At 75.1% G+C, this 16,739-nt stretch carries 12 protein-coding genes; 11 read left to right on the top strand and 1 reads right to left on the bottom strand.

Features of this window, described 5'->3' with window-relative positions; translation table 11 throughout:
• The 10 genes from E1300_RS24525 (at position 1) to E1300_RS24480 (ending at position 14,521) form a co-directional block, all read left to right on the top strand.
• Positions 1-2,736, top strand: a complete 2,736-nt coding sequence (locus tag E1300_RS24525) for a family 78 glycoside hydrolase catalytic domain (protein ID WP_131759414.1) — start codon at positions 1-3, stop codon at positions 2,734-2,736.
• Between the two features lie 96 nt (positions 2,737-2,832).
• A complete protein-coding gene (locus tag E1300_RS24520) occupies positions 2,833-3,822 on the top strand; it encodes an ABC transporter permease (protein WP_131759413.1) in 990 nt (329 codons plus the stop codon).
• A 5-nt stretch (positions 3,823-3,827) separates the two neighbouring features.
• Positions 3,828-4,739 (top strand): ABC transporter permease, encoded by a 912-nt coding sequence (locus tag E1300_RS24515; RefSeq protein WP_131759412.1) that lies wholly within the window; start codon positions 3,828-3,830, stop codon positions 4,737-4,739.
• On the top strand, positions 4,736-6,424 hold the full coding sequence (locus tag E1300_RS24510) for a dipeptide ABC transporter ATP-binding protein (protein ID WP_131759411.1): 1,689 nt from the start codon (positions 4,736-4,738) through the stop codon (positions 6,422-6,424). The genes E1300_RS24515 and E1300_RS24510 overlap by 4 nt, the downstream gene beginning before the upstream one ends.
• Before the next feature lie 14 nt (positions 6,425-6,438).
• The gene (locus E1300_RS24505; protein WP_131759410.1) at positions 6,439-8,106 is read left to right on the top strand and encodes an ABC transporter substrate-binding protein; all 1,668 of its coding nucleotides are present in this window, start codon (positions 6,439-6,441) and stop codon (positions 8,104-8,106) included.
• Positions 8,103-10,241 carry a hydantoinase/oxoprolinase family protein gene (locus E1300_RS24500; RefSeq protein ID WP_131759409.1) on the top strand — a complete coding sequence of 713 codons (2,139 nt, stop codon included), beginning with the start codon at positions 8,103-8,105 and terminating at the stop codon, positions 10,239-10,241. Before E1300_RS24505 ends, E1300_RS24500 begins: the two co-directional genes overlap by 4 nt.
• Entirely contained in the window at positions 10,238-11,977 is a 1,740-nt protein-coding gene (locus tag E1300_RS24495; protein WP_131759408.1) for a hydantoinase B/oxoprolinase family protein, read from the top strand. Before E1300_RS24500 ends, E1300_RS24495 begins: the two co-directional genes overlap by 4 nt.
• Complete coding sequence (locus E1300_RS24490) at positions 11,974-13,185, top strand: macrolide family glycosyltransferase (protein ID WP_131759407.1); 1,212 nt, start codon at positions 11,974-11,976, stop codon at positions 13,183-13,185. The genes E1300_RS24495 and E1300_RS24490 overlap by 4 nt, the downstream gene beginning before the upstream one ends.
• Positions 13,182-14,066, top strand: coding sequence for an SDR family NAD(P)-dependent oxidoreductase (locus E1300_RS24485; protein ID WP_131759406.1), 885 nt, complete (start codon positions 13,182-13,184; stop codon positions 14,064-14,066). Before E1300_RS24490 ends, E1300_RS24485 begins: the two co-directional genes overlap by 4 nt.
• A 50-nt stretch (positions 14,067-14,116) precedes the next feature.
• The gene (locus tag E1300_RS24480) at positions 14,117-14,521 is read left to right on the top strand and encodes a TIGR03618 family F420-dependent PPOX class oxidoreductase (protein WP_131759405.1); all 405 of its coding nucleotides are present in this window, start codon (positions 14,117-14,119) and stop codon (positions 14,519-14,521) included.
• A 102-nt stretch (positions 14,522-14,623) separates the two neighbouring features.
• Here E1300_RS24480 and E1300_RS24475 read toward each other — a convergent pair whose 3' ends face one another.
• Positions 14,624-15,181 (bottom strand): NADPH-dependent FMN reductase, encoded by a 558-nt coding sequence (locus E1300_RS24475; protein ID WP_131759404.1) that lies wholly within the window; start codon positions 15,179-15,181, stop codon positions 14,624-14,626.
• 156 nt (positions 15,182-15,337) lie between these two features.
• Here E1300_RS24475 and E1300_RS24470 point away from each other — a divergent pair.
• Positions 15,338-16,739 (top strand): MFS transporter (locus E1300_RS24470; protein WP_131759403.1); only part of this gene is annotated, 1,402 nt, incomplete at its 3' end.

Here is a 16,739-nt window from a genome sequence, read left to right as displayed (position 1 = left end):
GTGTCCGCGCCGACTGATCTGCGGGTCGAATACCGGCCGGCGCCGCTGGGGCTGACGGAGCGGGCTCCCCGGATCGGCTGGCGGCTGCCGTCCGGGGCGAGGGCCCAGCGGGCGTACCGGATCAGCGGCACCGCGGGCGGCCGGGCGTGGAACACCGGCTGGGTCGAGTCGGACCGGAGCCTGTTCGTCCCCTACGGCGGGCCGCCGCTCGTGTCGCGGGAGGCCGTGCGGTGCGCGGTGCAGGTCCGCACGGACGCCGGGCTCAGCGCCTGGTCGGAGCCCGTCGAGTGGGAGATGGGCCTGCTGGATCCGGGCGACTGGGTCGCGGACTGGATCGGACCCGCCGAGGACGAGGTGCCGCCGCCGGGTTTCCGGCCCGGCTACCACCTGCGCGGCGAGTTCACCGTCGAGCGGGCGGTCACGCGGGCGCGGGTGTACGCGACGGCGCACGGCCTGTACGAGCTGTTCCTCAACGGGGAGCGGGTCGGTGACCGGGAGCTCACTCCGGGCTTCACCGCGTACCGCAGCCACCTGCACGTCCAGGCGTACGACGTGACGGGCCTGGTCCGGACGGGCGGCAACGTGCTCGGCGCCGTCCTCAGCGACGGCTGGTACCGCGGACGGACGTCCTACCACCGCCTCCCCGATGGGTTCGGCGACCGGACGGCGCTGCTCGTCCAGCTCCACGCCGACCACGAGGACGGGACGGCGACGGTGGCCGGGACGGGGCCGGGCTGGCGGTCGGCCATCGGGACGATCAGGGCCGCCGACTTCTTCGACGGCGTCGCGGCCGACCTGCGCGCCGAGCCGCCCGGGTGGAGCACCCCCGGGCCGGCCGGCGGCGACTGGGCGCCGGTCGCGGTGCGGGAGCGCCCGCGGGCCCGGCTGGTGTCGTCGCCGGCGCCGCCGGTGCGGCGGCTCCAGGAGGTGCGCCCGGTCGCGATCACGCGTCCGCGGCGGGGCCGGCACATCGTCGACTTCGGGCAGAACCTCGGCGGCTGGGTGCGGCTGTCCGACCTCGGCCCGGCCGGCACGCAGCTGTCGCTCACGCACGCCGAGGCGCTCACCCCGGACGGCCGGGACGTCAACACCGCCAGCGGCCAGGCCACGCTGCACTGGTACCAGCCGGCGCGCGGGATCCAAACCGACCGGGTGGTGTCGGGCGGCGCGGGCGGCGGGGCGTTCGAGCCGCGCCACACCCGGCACGGCTTCCGGTACCTGCGGGTCGACGGGCATCCCGGCGAGATCGCGCCCGGCGCCGTCACGGCGGTCGCGGTGAGCTCGGACCTGCCCCGGACGGGCTGGTTCCGGTGCAGCGACGAGCGGGTCAACCGGCTGCACGACATCGCGTACTGGACATACCGCAACCAGGCGTGCGACGTCCCGATGGCCGAGATCACCCGGGAGCTGTCGGGCTGGACCGACTTCGGGTGGAACATCCGCGGCGCCCGGCTGCTGAACGACGTGTCCGGGCTGGCCGCGAAGTGGCTCGCCGACCTCGCCGCCGACCAGTGGCCGGACGGGACGGTCCGCAACTACGCCCCCGACCCGCTCGGCCCGGGCAGCCTCGCGGCGCGGTTCGCGATCCCGCACGGGCAGGCGGGCTTCGGCGACGCGGCCGTGTCGGTGCCCTGGGAGACGTGGCGCGCCTACGGCGACGACGGGCTCCTCGAACGGCAGTACCCGTCGATGACGGCGTGGGTCGATCGCGTGGCAAGGATCGCCCGGGACGAGCGGCATCCCGTCCGGCGCGCGGCGCGGCCCGTCCCGGCGCCGCACGAGGAGTTCCTCTGGGACACCGGCTACCACTTCGGGGAGCACCTCGAACCGGGCCCGCCCAAGCCGATGGTGACGCTGAGCAGGCGGCGGTTCGCCGAGATCGCCGACCTGGACACGTTCACCGCCGCCGTCGTCGAGGAGATGGAGGCCCGCGACCACGCGGCCTTCGCGACGGCCTACTTCCACCGGTCCGCGCGGCTGCTGTCCCGGATCGCCGGCGTCCTCGGCCGCACGGAGGACGCCGGACGGTACGGGCGCCTCGCCGACGACGTCCGGGCCGCGTGGCAGGCCGAGTTCATCACCGCCGACGGGCGGCTGACCTGCGACACCCAGGCCACGCACCTGCGGGCGCTCGCGTACGGCCTCGTCCCGGAGGGGCTGCGCGCGCGGACCGCGGCCCGGCTGGTGGAACTGATCCACGCCGCTGGCACGCGTCCCGGGACCGGCCTGCCCACCACGCATCTGCTGCTGCCCGTCCTCGCCTCGAACGGCCACCTCGACCTCGCCTACGAGCTCCTCCTGCGCCGGGGGTCGCGGTCCTGGATGTCGGTGATCGACAACGGCGGCACCACGTTCTGGGAGACCTGGGACGGCATGGCCCCGGACGGCACCACGATGCTGGCGCTGAACATGCCGACGCGGGCGAGCGTGGTCGAGTTCCTGCACGGCCACGTCGCCGGCCTCCGGCTCGACGAGGACGTGCCCGCGTACCGGAGGTTCACGGTCGCGCCGCAGCCGGGCGGCGGCCTGACCTGGGCCGAGGTGAAGTTCGACTGCCCCTACGGGCGGATCGAGGTCGCGTGGCGCGCGGAGGAGGGCCGGTTCTCGCTGGACGTCACGGTCCCGCCCGGCACGGCGGCGGGCGTGGTCCTCCCCGACGGTTCGCGCGCGGAGGCCGGGCCCGGGACGCACGCCTTTGCCGCTCGCGCGGCCCCCCTGGACTCAGGGGTGGCATAGGGGGTTGCCAAAGGGGTTCCCGGCGCGCCGTTCGCGGCAGCCTGGGGCATCGATCGGAATCGCCGGAGCGGCCGGCGGGGGAGGTTCTTCGGGAAGATGGCGCGGTTTCTGGTGGGACGGGTGTTGCAGGGCGTGTTCGTGCTCTGGGCCGCGTACACGCTCTCGTTCGCCGTCCTCTACGCGCTGCCGAGCGATCCGGCCGCGATCGCGGCCGGCACCACCAACAGCGTGACGCCGGAGCAGCTCGCCGAGGTCCGGCACGCGATGGGGCTCGACCGGCCGCTGGCGGAGCAGTACCTCGACAAGCTCGGCGGGGCGCTGCACGGCGACCTCGGCCGCTCGGTGCAGTCCGGCGAGCGGGTGACCTCGCTGATCGGCGGCGCGCTGCCGCCGACGCTCGCGGTGGCGGGCGCGGGGCTCGTCCTCGCGGTGCTCCTCGGGACGGGGCTGGCGGTGCTGTCCACGGTGACCGGCGCGCGGTGGCTCCGGCAGGCACTGCTCAGCCTGCCGCCGCTGGGCGTCGCGATCCCGTCCTTTGTCGTCGGGCTGCTGCTGTTGCAGTGGTTCTCCTTCACCTGGAACCTCTTCCCCGCGATCGGGGAGGGCGGCTGGCGCGGCCTCGTGCTGCCCGCCGCCACCATCGCCGTCCAGCCCGCCGCGCTGATCGGGCAGGTGCTGGCCAAGAGCATGAGCGACGAGCTCGGCAAGGACTACGTGGACGTCGCGCGCGCGAAAGGCGCGGGACCGTTCCGGGTCACCGTCCGGCACGTCCTGCGCAACGCCGCGCTGCCGACCCTGACGCTCGCCGGGCTGCTCGTCGGCGGGCTGCTCACCGGCGCGATCGTCGTCGAGGTGGTGTTCTCGCGGAACGGCCTCGGCCAGATCACGCAGGGCGCGGTGTCCGCGGAGGACCTCCCCGTCGTGCAGGGCGTGGTGCTGCTCGGCGCGCTGGTGTTCGTCACCGTGAACCTCGCCGTGGACCTGCTCTACCAGGTCCTCGACCCGCGGCTGGCGGTCGGGCGCCGGTCCGCCGGACGCGGGCCCGCCGGGCGGTTCGCGCTGTTCACGTTCGCGGGACGGGGCTGAGCCGGATGTCGGTCACCGATCTCGCGCTGCCGGCCGGCGAGCGCTCCCCGGAGCCGGGGCCCGCGGCGTGGCGGGGCTTCCGGAAGGCCCTGCTGCGCTCGCTGGCGGGCCTCCTGCGCAATCCCGGGCTCGCCCTCTCCCTGCTGTGGGTGGCCCTGGTCATCGTCGCGGCCGTCGCGCCGGGGCTGTTCGCCCCGGGCGACCCGCTGGCCGTCGACACCGCCGTCCGCCTCCAGGCGCCCTCGTTCAGCCACCCGTTCGGGACGGACCGGCTCGGCCGCGACCTGTTCGACGAGACCGTCCACGGGACGGGCCGGACGCTGCCCGCCGCCGCACTGGCGACGGCGGTCGGCCTCGGCGCCGGCTCGGTGCTCGGCCTGCTCGCCGGGTTCCTGCGCGGCCTGCCCGACCTGGTGATCATGCGGCTGGTCGACGTGCTGCTGTCGATCCCGGGCCTGCTGCTGGCGCTGATGCTGGTCTCGGTCCTCGGCAAGGGCAGCACGGCGGACGTGGGCCTCGCCATCGGCGTGGCCGCCATCGCCAGCACCGCCCGGGTGATGCGCGCCGAGGTGCTGCGCGTGTCGGAGAGCGGGTTCGTCGAGGCCGCGCGGACCGGCGGGGCCCGCTGGACGCGCGTCGTGCTGCGCCACGTGCTCCCCAACTCGATGGGCCCCGTGTGGGTCCTGACCCTGCTGCTGTTCGGCGAGGCGATCCTCGGCGTCACCACGCTGAGCTTCCTCGGGTTCGGCGCCCAGCCGCCGACGCCGGAATGGGGCTCGCTCGTCTCGTCCGGACGCGACTTCCTCGGCAGCGCCTGGTGGCTGTCGATCCTCCCGGGCGCCGTGGTCGCGCTGACCGTGCTCGCCGCCAACCGGGTGTCGCGCGCCTTCGACGCGGAGAGGGGCGGCGCGCGATGAGCCCGCACCTGCTGGAGGTCGAGGACCTGGCCGTGCACTACCGCGTCCGGCGCTCGGTCGTCCGCGCCGTGGAGTCGGCGAGCTTCACCGTGGCGGAGGGCGAGACGGTCGCGATCGTCGGCGAGTCCGGATCGGGCAAGTCCACCACGGCGTACGCGCTGCTCGGCCTGCTCCCGCGGTCGGCCGGCGTCACTCGCGGGCGGATCGGCTTCGGCGGCCGGGACCTCGCCGGGCTGCCCGAGCGGAGGTGGCGCGAGCTGCGCGGCCGGGAGATCGCGCTCATCCCGCAGGACCCCGGCACGTCCCTGAACCCGGTGCAGCGGATCGGCGCCCAGGTCGCCGAGGCGCTGCGGCTGTCCGGCGAAGCCGACCGGCGCGCCGCCCGGGCCCGCACCCTCGAACTGCTCGCCGACGCGGGGCTCCCCGACCCCGGCGTCCAGGCGCGGCAGTACCCGTCGCAGCTGTCCGGCGGCATGCGGCAGCGCGTCCTCATCGCGATCGCGATCGCGGCGAGGCCCCGCCTCATCGTCGCGGACGAGCCGACCAGCGCGCTCGACGTCACCGTGCAGCGCCGCATCCTCGACCACGTCGGCGGGCTGGTCCGCGACTCGGGCACCGGCCTGCTGCTCATCACCCACGACCTCGGCGTCGCGGCCGAGCGCGCCGACCGCGTCCTCGTCATGCGGGCGGGAACGATCGTGGAGCAGGGCACGCCCGACGAGGTGCTGTCCGACCCCCGGGACCCGTACACGCGGGCGCTGATCGACGCGGCCCCGAGCCTCGCCCAGGCGCCGCGCCGACGGCGGCTGGAGCTGACCGCGATCCCCGGCGGCGCCCCCGGCGACCCGTTCGCCCCCACGCCGGGACCCGCCGCGAAGGCGGAGGCGAACGGTCAGGCGAACGGTGAGCCGGTCGTGCGGGTCGAGGGTCTGACGAAGGAGTTCCGGCTGCCCCGGTCCTCCGGTCGTCCGGGCACGCTGCGCGCGGTGGACGGGGTCGGCTTCGCGATCCCCCGGGGCCGGACGTACGGGCTCGTCGGCGAGTCGGGGTCGGGGAAGTCGACCACGGCGCGGCTGATCCTCCGGCTGGCCGACCCGACCGGCGGGCGCGTGTACCTCGGCGGCGAGGACATCACCGGGACGCGGGGCTCCGCGCAGCGCCTCCTGCGGCGCCGGATGCAGATCGTCCACCAGAACCCGTTCGCGTCGCTGGACCCGCGGCGGTCGGTCGAGCAGCTCGTCACCGACCCGCTGGCGTCCTTCGGGCTGGGCTCCCGGGCGCAGCGACGCCGCCGGGCCGCGGAGCTGGTCGACCTGGTCGCGCTGCCCGCGTCCGTGCTCGCCCGCCGGCCGGCGGAGCTGTCGGGCGGGCAGCGCCAGCGGGTGGCGATCGCGCGGGCGCTCGTGCTCAACCCCGAACTCGTCGTGTGCGACGAACCCGTGTCCGCGCTCGACGTCTCCGTGCAGGCCCAGATCCTCGACCTGCTCGCCGCGCTCCAGGCCGAGCTCGGCGTGAGCTACCTGTTCATCTCCCACGATCTGGCGGTGGTCCGGCACATCGCGGACGAGGTGGGCGTGCTGCACCGGGGCCGGCTGGTCGAGTCCGGCCCCACCGAGCGGATCTTCGCGGGGGCGCGACATGCCTACACGCGCGAGCTGCTCGACGCCATCCCCGGTCGCCGCTGAGGCGGCGGGCCATCATGACGCATGACAAGGAGAGCCCCACGGTGTTCCAGATAAAACCGGTCGGAAGACTGAGGATCGCGTCGGTCGCGGCGGCGACGGCCCTGCTGGCCGCCGCGTGCGGCGGCGGGTCGTCGGCGGGGGACTCCGGCGCGGCGGGCCCGCCCAAGGCGGGCGGCACGCTGACCGTGGCGCTGGGCGGCGACCCGGTCAGCCTCTACCCGCGAGCCGTGACGCCGCTGGTCCGCGAGGTCTCGCGCCCGATCGTCGACTCGCTGCTCGCGCTCGACCCGGCCACCAGGAAGCCGGTGCCGTGGCTCGCCGAGTCGTTCCAGGCCAACGCCGACGCCACCGAGTTCACGTTCAAGCTGCGCAGCGGCGTCACCTTCTCGGACGGCACGCTGCTGACCGCGAAGGTCGTCAAGCAGAACTTCGACGACATCATCGCCAACAAGGCCAAGTCGGCGGGCTCCACCGCCGTGTCGCTGCTGGAGGGCGGCGGCTACAAGGAGACGACGGCGCCCGACGACCGGACGGTGGTCCAGAAGTTCGCCCGGCCGTACCCGACGTGGCCGCTGTGGGCGGCGAGCACCGGCTTCGGCATCCTCGCCCCCAAGACGCTGGCGCTGCCGCTCGACGACCGCTTCGACAAGGTCGTCGGGACGGGTCCGTTCGTGCTCCAGTCCTACGTCAAGAACAGCCAGGTCGTGCTGACGAAGCGCAAGGGCTACGCCTGGGGCCCGAAGACCGCCAAGCACACCGGCGACGCCTACCTCGACAAGGTCGTCTACAAGGTCATCACCGAGCCGAGCGTGCGGACCGGCGCGCTGAAGACCGGCCAGGTGCAGCTCGCCGGCTCGCTCAACCCGTCCGACATCGCGCCCGTCCGCGCGGCCGGGTTCTCCATCGTCGCGCAGCGGATCCCCCGGCTCGCCGAGGGCATCGTCGTCACCGGCGCCGACCGCGAGCCGCTGAAGGACGCGGCCGTCCGGCAGGCGCTGGTGAAGGCGGTGGACGCCAAGCAGGTCCGCGACACGCTGCTCACCCCCGAGTGGGGCGTGCCGAGCAGCGTCGTCACCGGCACGGTCGTGGGCCACTCCGACCAGAGCGCCCTGCTCAAGCCGGACCAGGCCGCCGCGGCGGCGCTGCTCGACAAGGCGGGCTGGAAGCCCGGCGGCGACGGCATCCGGACCAAGGACGGCAAGCGGCTCACGCTGAAGCTCGGCTGGCTCGAACGCGGCAACCCGTGGGACAGGCCGCTCGTCGAGCTCGTCACCGCCCAGTACAAGAAGATCGGCGTCGAGCTGAAGCCGGAACTCGCGACCGCCGCCCAGTCGGTGGAGGCGCTGACCGCGCGGAACAAGTGGGACCTGTTCCTGTCCGGCGTCGCCGGCGGCCTGGACGCCGGCGTCGGCCTGCTCGGCACGTTCGCCAGCACGCCGCCGAACTTCTACAACGTCCAGGACGCCGCGCTCCAGCCGCTGCTGCTCAAGCAGGCGACGACCACCGACGAGGCGGCCCGCGACAAGATCCTCGCGGACGCGCAGCAGCGCATCCTCAGCGAGGGGCTGTACACCCCGCTCGTCGAGGACACCGCCGTCGTCGCGGTCGGCAAGAAGGTGCACGGCTTCGCGCTGGACGCCGACTCGCGCCTGCCCACGCTGCTGGACGTCTGGCTGTCGTGACCGGCGCCGCCGCCGGCCTCCGCGTCGCGATCGACGTCGGGGGCACGTTCACCGACCTGGCGCTGCTCGGCCCGGACGGCGTGGAGCTGCACCACAAGACCGGCTCCACGCCGTCCGAGCCGGCGGACGGCGTCGTCGCCGGGCTGCGCGGGCTGGCGGCGAAGGCGGGCCTGCCGCTCGCAGGGCTCCTCGCCCGCACCGGCGTCCTCGTCCACGGCACGACGATCACGACCAACGCGCTGGTCACCGGCACCGGCGCGCGCACCGGGCTGCTCACGACGGAGGGCCTGCGCGACGTCCTGCTCGCCCGCCAGGGCAGCAGGGCCGACCAGTTCGACTCGCGGTCGGCGCCGCCTCCGCCGCTGGTGCCCCGGTACCTGATCGAGACCGTCCGGGAGCGGGTGGACCGCGACGGGCAGGTGGCGACGCCGCTGGACGAGGACGGCGTCCGCGCGGCGGCGCGGCGCCTCCGCGCGGCCGGGGTCGAGTCGGTCGCCGTGAGCTTCGCGTTCTCCTACCTCAACGACGCGCACGAGCGGCGGGCGGCGGAGATCCTCGCGGCGGAGCTGCCCGGCGCGTTCCTGTCGGTGTCGTCGCGGGTGGCGCCCGAGGTCCGGCTGTACGAGCGCACGTCCACCACGGCGCTCAACGCCTACGTCGGCCCGGTGCTGCGCGACCACCTCGACCGCCTGGCCCGGCGTCTCGCGGACCTCGGGTACGCGGGACGGGTCCTGGTCGTGCAGTCGAACGGCGGGGTCGCAGCCCTGGAGGAGGCGGCCGAGCGGGCGGTGCACACGCTCCTGTCGGGGCCCGCGGGCGCGCCCGCCGCGGTCGCCGGCCTCGTCGCCGAGCTCGGGGTGCGCGACGCGATGACCGTCGACATGGGCGGGACGAGCTTCGAGGTGAGCCTGTCGTCCGGCGGCGTCACGGGCCTTACCACCCGCGCCGAGCCGGCGGGCCACCCCGTCTCGGTGCCGATGCTCGACATCGCCACGATCGGCGCGGGCGGCGGCTCGATCGCCCGGGCGACCGCGGGGGGCCTGCTGCGCGTCGGACCGTCCAGCGCGGGCGCCGACCCCGGGCCCGCGAGCTACGGGCGCGGCGGCCGGGACGCGACGGTCACCGACGCCGACCTCCTCCTCGGCTACCTGGCCGGCGGGTTCGGCGGCGGCCTCGAACCGTCGGAGGACCTGGCGGCGGGCGCGGTCGGGGAGCTGGGGCGGCGGCTCGGGACCGGGACGGTCGAGACGGCGGCGGGCGTCCACCGCTCGGTCAACGCGACGATGGCCGACAGCCTGCGGCTCGCGGTCGGCCGGCACGGGCTCGACCCGCGCCGCCTCGCCCTCGTCGCGGCCGGGGGCGCGGGGCCGGTGCACGCGGTGGAGCTGGCCCGCGACCTCGGGATCCCGCTGGTCGTGGTGCCCGCCGGAGCGTCGGTGCTGTGCGCGCGTGGCATGATCCGCGCCGACCTCGTCCGCCACTACGTGCACACTCTGCTCGGACGGGGCCGCGACCCGCGCGCCACGGGCGTCGACCCGGGGGAGGCCGACGCGGCGTTCGCCGGGCTGGAGAGCGCGGCGAAGGCGGACCTGCCCGTGGACTTGGCGTCGCCCGAGGATCTCCGGCTCACCCGGCTCGCCGACGTCCGGTACGTCGGCCAGGTCCACGAGGTGACGGTGCCGTTCCCTCCCGCGCCGAGGGTGGACGCGGCGGCGGTGGCCGGGCTCGTCGAGCGGTTCCACCGCATGCACGACCGGCTCTATGGCTTCGCGCAACCGGAGGTGCCCGTGGAGGTGGTGAACCTGCGGCTGGAAGCACGCGCCCTCACCGGCGCGCCCGCACCCGCGAACCCCCCGCCCGCTGAGCGGCGCCGTCCGCAGCCGGACGGCGTGAGGCGGGCGTGGTTCGACGGCGCCTTCCGGGAGGTGCCGGTCCGCGACGTGGAGTCGGTGCCCGTGGGCGCTCGCCAGGAAGGGCCCGCGCTGCTGGCGGGAGCGGGCACGAGCGTCGTGGTCCCGCCCGGATTCGCGTACGAGGTCACCGCGAGCGGCACCACGCTGGTGTTCGGCGCGGACCGCGACCTGGCCGGCGTGCTCGCCGGGCTGCGGGACGCGGCGCCGGAGCCGGTCCGATGACGGACGCGATCCTGGCGTCGGTCATCGACGACCGGCTGCACGCCATCGCCGCGCGGATGGCCGACGCGATGCTCAGGTCGTGCCGGTCGGCGGCGTTCCAGAGCCGCGACTTCGTGACCGGCATCTTCGACGCGGACGGCGCGTGGATCGCCACCAAGGACTTCATCCCCGTCCTCGCCGGGTCGCTGCCCAGCGCGTACGAGGGGATCCTCGCCAAGTTCGCCGGGGACGTCGGCGAGGGCGACGTCTTCGTCCTCAACGACCCGTACCACGGCAACAACCATCCGCCGGACGTGACCGTGCTGAAGCCGGTCTTCCACCGGGGGGTGCTGCGCTTCTGGACCGCGACCAAGGGGCACCACGCCGACTCCGGCGGCGGCGGGGAGGTCGGCTACAACCCGGGCGCGCGGGACTGCTGGGAGGACGCGCTGCGGATCCCGCCCGTCCGGCTGTACCGGCGCGGGGAGCGGCAGGATGACGTCTGGGACCTGATCCTGCTGAACCTGCGGCTGCGGGACGCGGTCGAGGGCGACCTGCACTGCCAGATCGGCGCGGCCGCGATCGGGGAGCGCGAGCTGCTCGCGATGCTCGACGCGTTCGGCGTCGAGCCGGTCCTCGCGGCCGTGGAGGTCCAGCTCGCCGCGTCGGCCCGGCACATGCGCGCGGAGATCGCCCGCTGGCCGGACGGGGTGTACGAGGCCGTCCGGCACCTCGACGACGGGGGCGAGCACCACCGGGAGCCCATCGCGGTCCGGCTGCGGCTGACCGTGGCGGGGGAGCGCGCCGTCTTCGACTTCACCGGGTCCGACCCGCAGGTCACCGGCTACGCGAACTCCAGCCGCGCCAACACCGTCGCCTCTGTGCTCGTCGCGCTGTTCGGGGTGACCGACCCCGCGCAGCGCCGCACCAGCGGCGCGCTCTCGGCGATCGACGTCCGCACTCGGCCGGGCACGATCGCGCACGCGGTCGAACCGGCCGCGACGACGCTGTGCACGATCACCGCGTGCGAGGCGATCGTGGAGTCGGTCTGGCTGGCGCTGGCCCAGGCGGACCCGGCGATCACCAATGCGGGCTGGTGCCGGGGCTACGCGTTCGCCGCGGTCGGGATCAACGAGCGGACCGGCCGCCCGTTCGGCGCCACGGGCGCGCTCAAGGGCGGCTCCGGGGCGGTGCTCGGCGCCGACGGGTGGGACGCGATCGGCCCGCCGGTCGCCATGGGCGGCGGCCGCGAGGTGGACGTCGAGCTGCACGAGCTCGGCGCGCCCGCGACCATCCTGCACCAGGGCTTCGCGACCGACTCGGCGGGCGCGGGACGGTGGCGCGGCGGCCTCGGCGGGTTCTCGCGGTGGCGCATCGACCAGGACGGCGTCCGGGTCGTCTGCATCGGCTCCGGCGCGCTGCCGGAGACCGTCCCGTACGGGCTGGCGGGCGGGCTGAGCGCCCCGGCGAACCGCAGCGTGATCCGCCACCGGGACGGACGGATCACGACACCGCGGACGAACAGCACGCTCGTGCTCGACCGCGGCGACGTGATCGAGATCCACACGTCTGGTGGCGGCGGCTACGGCGACCCCCGGGAGCGGTCGCGGGACGCCGTCCGCGCCGACGTGCGCGACGGGCTCGTGTCGGAGGCCGCCGCCCGGGACGTGTACGGCCTCGACCTGACGGACGACAAGACGGATCACGACACGGGCGGCGGCGTCGATGGCGCGGCGGCGGATCGGAGCATCCCATGACCCTGCACATCCTGTTCCTCGACATCCCGTCCAACGGGCACGTGCTGCCGAAGCTCGACGTGGTCGACCGGCTCGTCCGGCGCGGGCACCGGGTCACCTACGTGGTCGCCGAAGGGCTCGCGGACCGGGTGCGGCGCTTCGGCGCGGACGTCGTCGCCTACGCCTCGACCGATCCGCTCGCCAGCCTGTCCGAGGACGACCCGGCCGCGGCCACCCGGGCGTTCTTCCGCGAGAACCTCGCCATCCTGCGGGCCGCGCAAGAGCACTTCGGCGACGAGCGCCCGGACGCCGTCGCCTACGACGAGGCCGCTTTCCAGGCGGGCCGCATCCTGTCCCGGATCTGGGGGCTGCCGCCCGTCCTGCTGACGCCGAGCGTGGTGTCCAACGAGCACTACTCCTACATCGAGCACCGGGACCGCCTCGCGCCCGGCCACGGGCTCGCCGATCCCGTCGAGGAGATCGCCGAGGCGCTCGCCGGGTTCGGGCTGGCGGACCAGCTTCCGGACTTCCTGTGGAACACCCGGCGTGTCCAGGAGCTCACGATCTCGTTCGTCCCGTCCCGGATGCAGCCCGCCTACGAGACGTTCGACCCCGAGCAGGTCTTCTTCGTCGGGCCGAGCGTCGGGAAACGGGACTTCCTGGGGACGTGGGAGCCTCCGGCGGGCGCGTCCCGGGTGGCGCTCGTGTCCCTGGGCAGCGTGCGCAACGGCGACGCCGGGTTCTTCGAGACCGTCGCCGGGGCGTTCGCCGGACGGCCCTGGCATGTCGTCATGACGGTGGGGGACGGGCTCGGCGACGCCGACGTCGAGCGGATCGCCGCGCTCGCGCCGAACGTCGAGGTCCACCGCTGGATCTCCAACGTCGGCGTGCTGGAGCACGCGGACGTGTTCGTGACCCACGGCGGCAGCGGGTCGCTGGTCGAGGCGTGGCACACCGCGACGCCGGTCGTCATCGTCCCCCCGGCCCCCGACTTCCTGCCCTACGCCGACCGGACCCTCGAACTCGGCGCGGGCCGCGTGATCCCGCCGTCCGAGCTGGACGCCGCCCGGCTCGTCGCCGAGGTCGAGGCGGTCGCGTCGGACGGCGCGGTGCGCGCGCGCCTGCGGGAACTGCGGGAGGACACCCGCACCGCGGGCGGCGCGCAGCGGGCCGCCGACGCCATCGAGGCCCACCTGGGCGTGCACGCGCGGGAACGGGAGGCCTCATGACCGCACGGCCGCCCGCCGGAGCGGTCATCGTCACCGGCGCGGGGTCGGGGGTCGGCGCGAGCACGGCCGTCACGCTCGCCGGGCGCGGCTACCGCGTCGTCGCGGCCGTGCACTCCCGCGCCCGCACCGCCGGTCTCGACGAGCTGGTGGCCCGGTCCGGCGCGGAGATCGACGTCGCGGAGCTGGACGTCACCGACGACGCCGCGATCCCCGGCTTCGTGGACGGCGTCGCGGCCCGGCACGGCGGCCTCCACGCGATCGTCAACAGCGCCGGCGTCACCGGCGTGGACACGTTCGAGAACGAGGACGTCGCGAGCTACCGCCGCATGTTCGAGGTGAACGTGTTCGGCCCGGTCGCGCTGCTCAAGAGCGCCCTGCCGCACCTGCGCGCCGCCCGCGGCCGGTTCGTCGCGGTCGGCAGCATCGCGGGCGTGGTGGGCCTGCCGTTCCAGGAGGCCTACTCCGGGTCGAAGTTCGCGCTGGAAGGCGTCCTGGAGGCGTTCGCCCCCGTGGCGCGGCGCGCCGGGGTGGCGGTGTCGGTCGTGGAACCGGGGCCGATCAGCACCGACGCGGTCCGGCACACCGACTGGCCGCGCGTCCTCGGCGGGGCCGGCCCGTACGCGGAGTCGCTGCGGCGGTACGTGGGCAACGCGGCCGCGCTCGACGGCACGCTGCCCGGCCTGCCGGCGACGCAGACGGCAGACGAGGTCGCGTCCGCGATCGCGGACCTGCTCGCCGCGGACGACCCGCCGTTCCGCCGCCAGACCTCCGCCGGGGCCCGGTCCTTCGTCGCGCGGAAACTGGCGGACGCGGACGGCGCGGCGGCCCTCGCGGCCACCGGCCGGTGGCTGGATCCCCTTTCTGCCGAAGCGGTGGAATAGGGGGGTGGTCTGGGGAGTTCGGACGGCGCATCCGAATATAGCTTTACCGCATGGCTGAGAAACTCGATGAGAAGACGCGGGCATTCATCGACAACAAGAACTTCCCCGTGGTCGCCACCGTGAACGAGGACGGGAGCCCGCATTCCTCGATCGTGCTGATCAAGCGCGACGAGGACGACGCGCTGCTGTTCGTGACGCACGCGGGCCGCCGCACCGAGCGCAACATCTCCCGGGACCCGCGGGTCAACGTGTCGGTGTTCGACATCGAGAACCCGATCACCTCGATCGAGATCCGCGGGACCGCGAAGGTGCTGGAGGGCGGCGGCAAGGAGCTGGCGGACGAGCTGACCCTGAAGTACCTCGACGAGGTCCACGACGTGGACGACGTCTCGCGGGTGGTGGTCCGCGTGGTGCCGCACAAGGTCATCCCGTTCCCGCCGGAGCCGGCGAAGTGACGGCCTGACGGCGCGGCCGGGTCCGGCGGGGCCCGGCCGCACGTCCCCTGGCATGCCGGAACGCGGGCACCTGGCGGGTGCCCGCGTTCCGGCGTGCGGGGGTCAGGCGCGGACGGCGGCGAGCGCCTTCGACCAGGTCTCCAGCTGGGTGAGGACCCGCTCCAGCTCGGCCTCGCGGAACTCCTGCGGGGTGAACTCGGGGTAGCTCGGGAAGTCGCCCGGGATCAGCAGCGTGACCTGCGCGGCGACCGGCGCCACGCTCAGCTCCGTCGCGACCAGCCTGAGCTGCTCGACCGCCCGCGCGGCGCCGACGGCGCCGTAGCCGACGAAGCCGACGGCCTTGTTGGCCCACTCGGCGTGCACGAAGTCGAACGCGTTCTTCAGCGCGGCGGGCGGCGCGTGGTTGTACTCGGGGGTGACCACGAGGTAGCCGTCGTAGCGGGCGACGACCTCGGCCCAGCGCTTGGTGTGCTCGCCGGCGTACTGGCCGACGGCCGCGGGGATCTGCTCGTCGTAGAGCGGCAGGTCCTGGTCGGCGAGGTCGACGATGTCGTAGTCGGCGTCGGCGCGCTTCGCGGCGATCCCGTGCACCCAGTCCGCCACCGAGCGGCCGATCCTGCCCGGGCGCGTGCTTCCGACGATAATGGCGATCTTTGTCATTTCCCGTTCCCTGTCTATCGGCTGCCTCCCCGATTTTTCCGCACCTTCCGAGAGCGCGGAAGAAGGCACTTCTCTTTGCCGTGGTAACACGGATGTTCCCTCTACCTCCGGACGGGCGGGGACGGAACAATCGACGCGAATGGAAAGGGAGGGCGGATGGACGTCGCGCAGACCGCGGTGCGCACGGCGCGCTCCCGGTGGCCGGCGCTGGCGGTGCTGGCGACCGGGCAGCTGATGCTGATCGTGGACGGCACCGGGGTCGCGGTGGCGCTGCCGCGGATCCGCGCGGACCTCGGCCTGGCCGGGGCGCAGCTGTCCTGGGTGGTCAACGGCTACCTGGTCGCGTTCGGCGGGCTCCTGCTGCTGTGCGGCCGCCTCGGCGACCTGCTCGGGCGGCGGCGGGTCTTCCTCGGCGGCATCGCGGTGTTCACCGCGGCGTCCGCGCTGTGCGGCGCCGCCGGCGACCCGGTGCTGCTGGTCGCCGCGCGGTTCGTCCAGGGCGTCGGCTGCGCGATGGCGGGCTCGGTGATCACCGGGATGGTCGTGGTGCTGTTCCCCGAGGGCCGCGAGCGGGTCCGCGCCATCACGGTCATCGCGTTCGTGGCGGCGGGCGGCGGCTCGGTCGGCGCGCTCGGCGGCGGCGCGCTCACCGAGCTGCTCGGCTGGCCCTGGCTGTTCCTCGTCAACGTCCCGATCGGCGCGCTGGTGCTGGTCGCCGGCCGCCGGACGCTCGTCCCGGACCGCGGCCTCGGCTGGGGCGCCGGAGCCGACCTGCTCGGCGCGGCGCTGGTCACCGCGGGGCTGATGCTGGTCGTCCTCGCGATCGGCGAGCTCGGCCCGGGCGGCTCCGGACCGGTGCTCCCCGCCGCGCTGGCCGCGGCGGGCATCGCGGCGCTCGCGGGCTTCGCGGTGCGCCAGCGTACGGCCGCGGCGCCGCTGCTGGACCTGTCGATCCTCCGCTCCCGGGAGCTGGCGGGCGGGAACCTGCTCCAGGCGCTGTTCGTCGGCGCGATGTTCGGGTTCCAGTACCTCGTGACGCTGTACCTCCAGGAGGTCCTCGGGCTGGACCCGCTGGAGACCGGGCTCGCCTACCTGCTGGCGTCGGCCGTGATCGGGGCGGTCTCGCTGGGGCTCGCCGGGCCGCTGATCGTCCGGTTCGGCGTGCGGCGCGTCCTGCTGGCGGGACAGGCCGCGGGCGTGCTGGCGTTCGGCTGGCTGGCCCGCGTCCCCGAGTCGGGCACGTACGCGGTGGACGTGCTGCCCGCGATGCTGGCGCTGGGCGTCTCCGCGGGCCTGGTCCTGCCCGCCGCCACCGCGCTCGCCATGACCGGGGCCACCGCCGCCGACTCCGGCGTCCGCTCCGGGGTGACCGGCACGGCGCAGCAGGTCGGCGGCGCGCTGGGGCTGGCGGCCCTGGCCGCGCTGGCCGGAGCCGGGACCGGCGGGACCGAGTCCGGGGACGCGCGCACGGCCGACGCCGTCATCGACGGGTACCGGCTCGGGTTCGGCGCGGGCGCGGTCCTGCTGGCCCTCGCCGCCGTCATCGCCCTGGCCCTGC

Origin of the sequence: Actinomadura fibrosa (assembly GCF_900659615.1) — a bacterium.
Lineage (GTDB): Bacteria > Actinomycetota > Actinomycetes > Streptosporangiales > Streptosporangiaceae > Spirillospora > Spirillospora fibrosa.
Note: the sequence above shows the minus strand (reverse complement) of the source record. Positions and strands in the feature narration are given on the sequence as shown.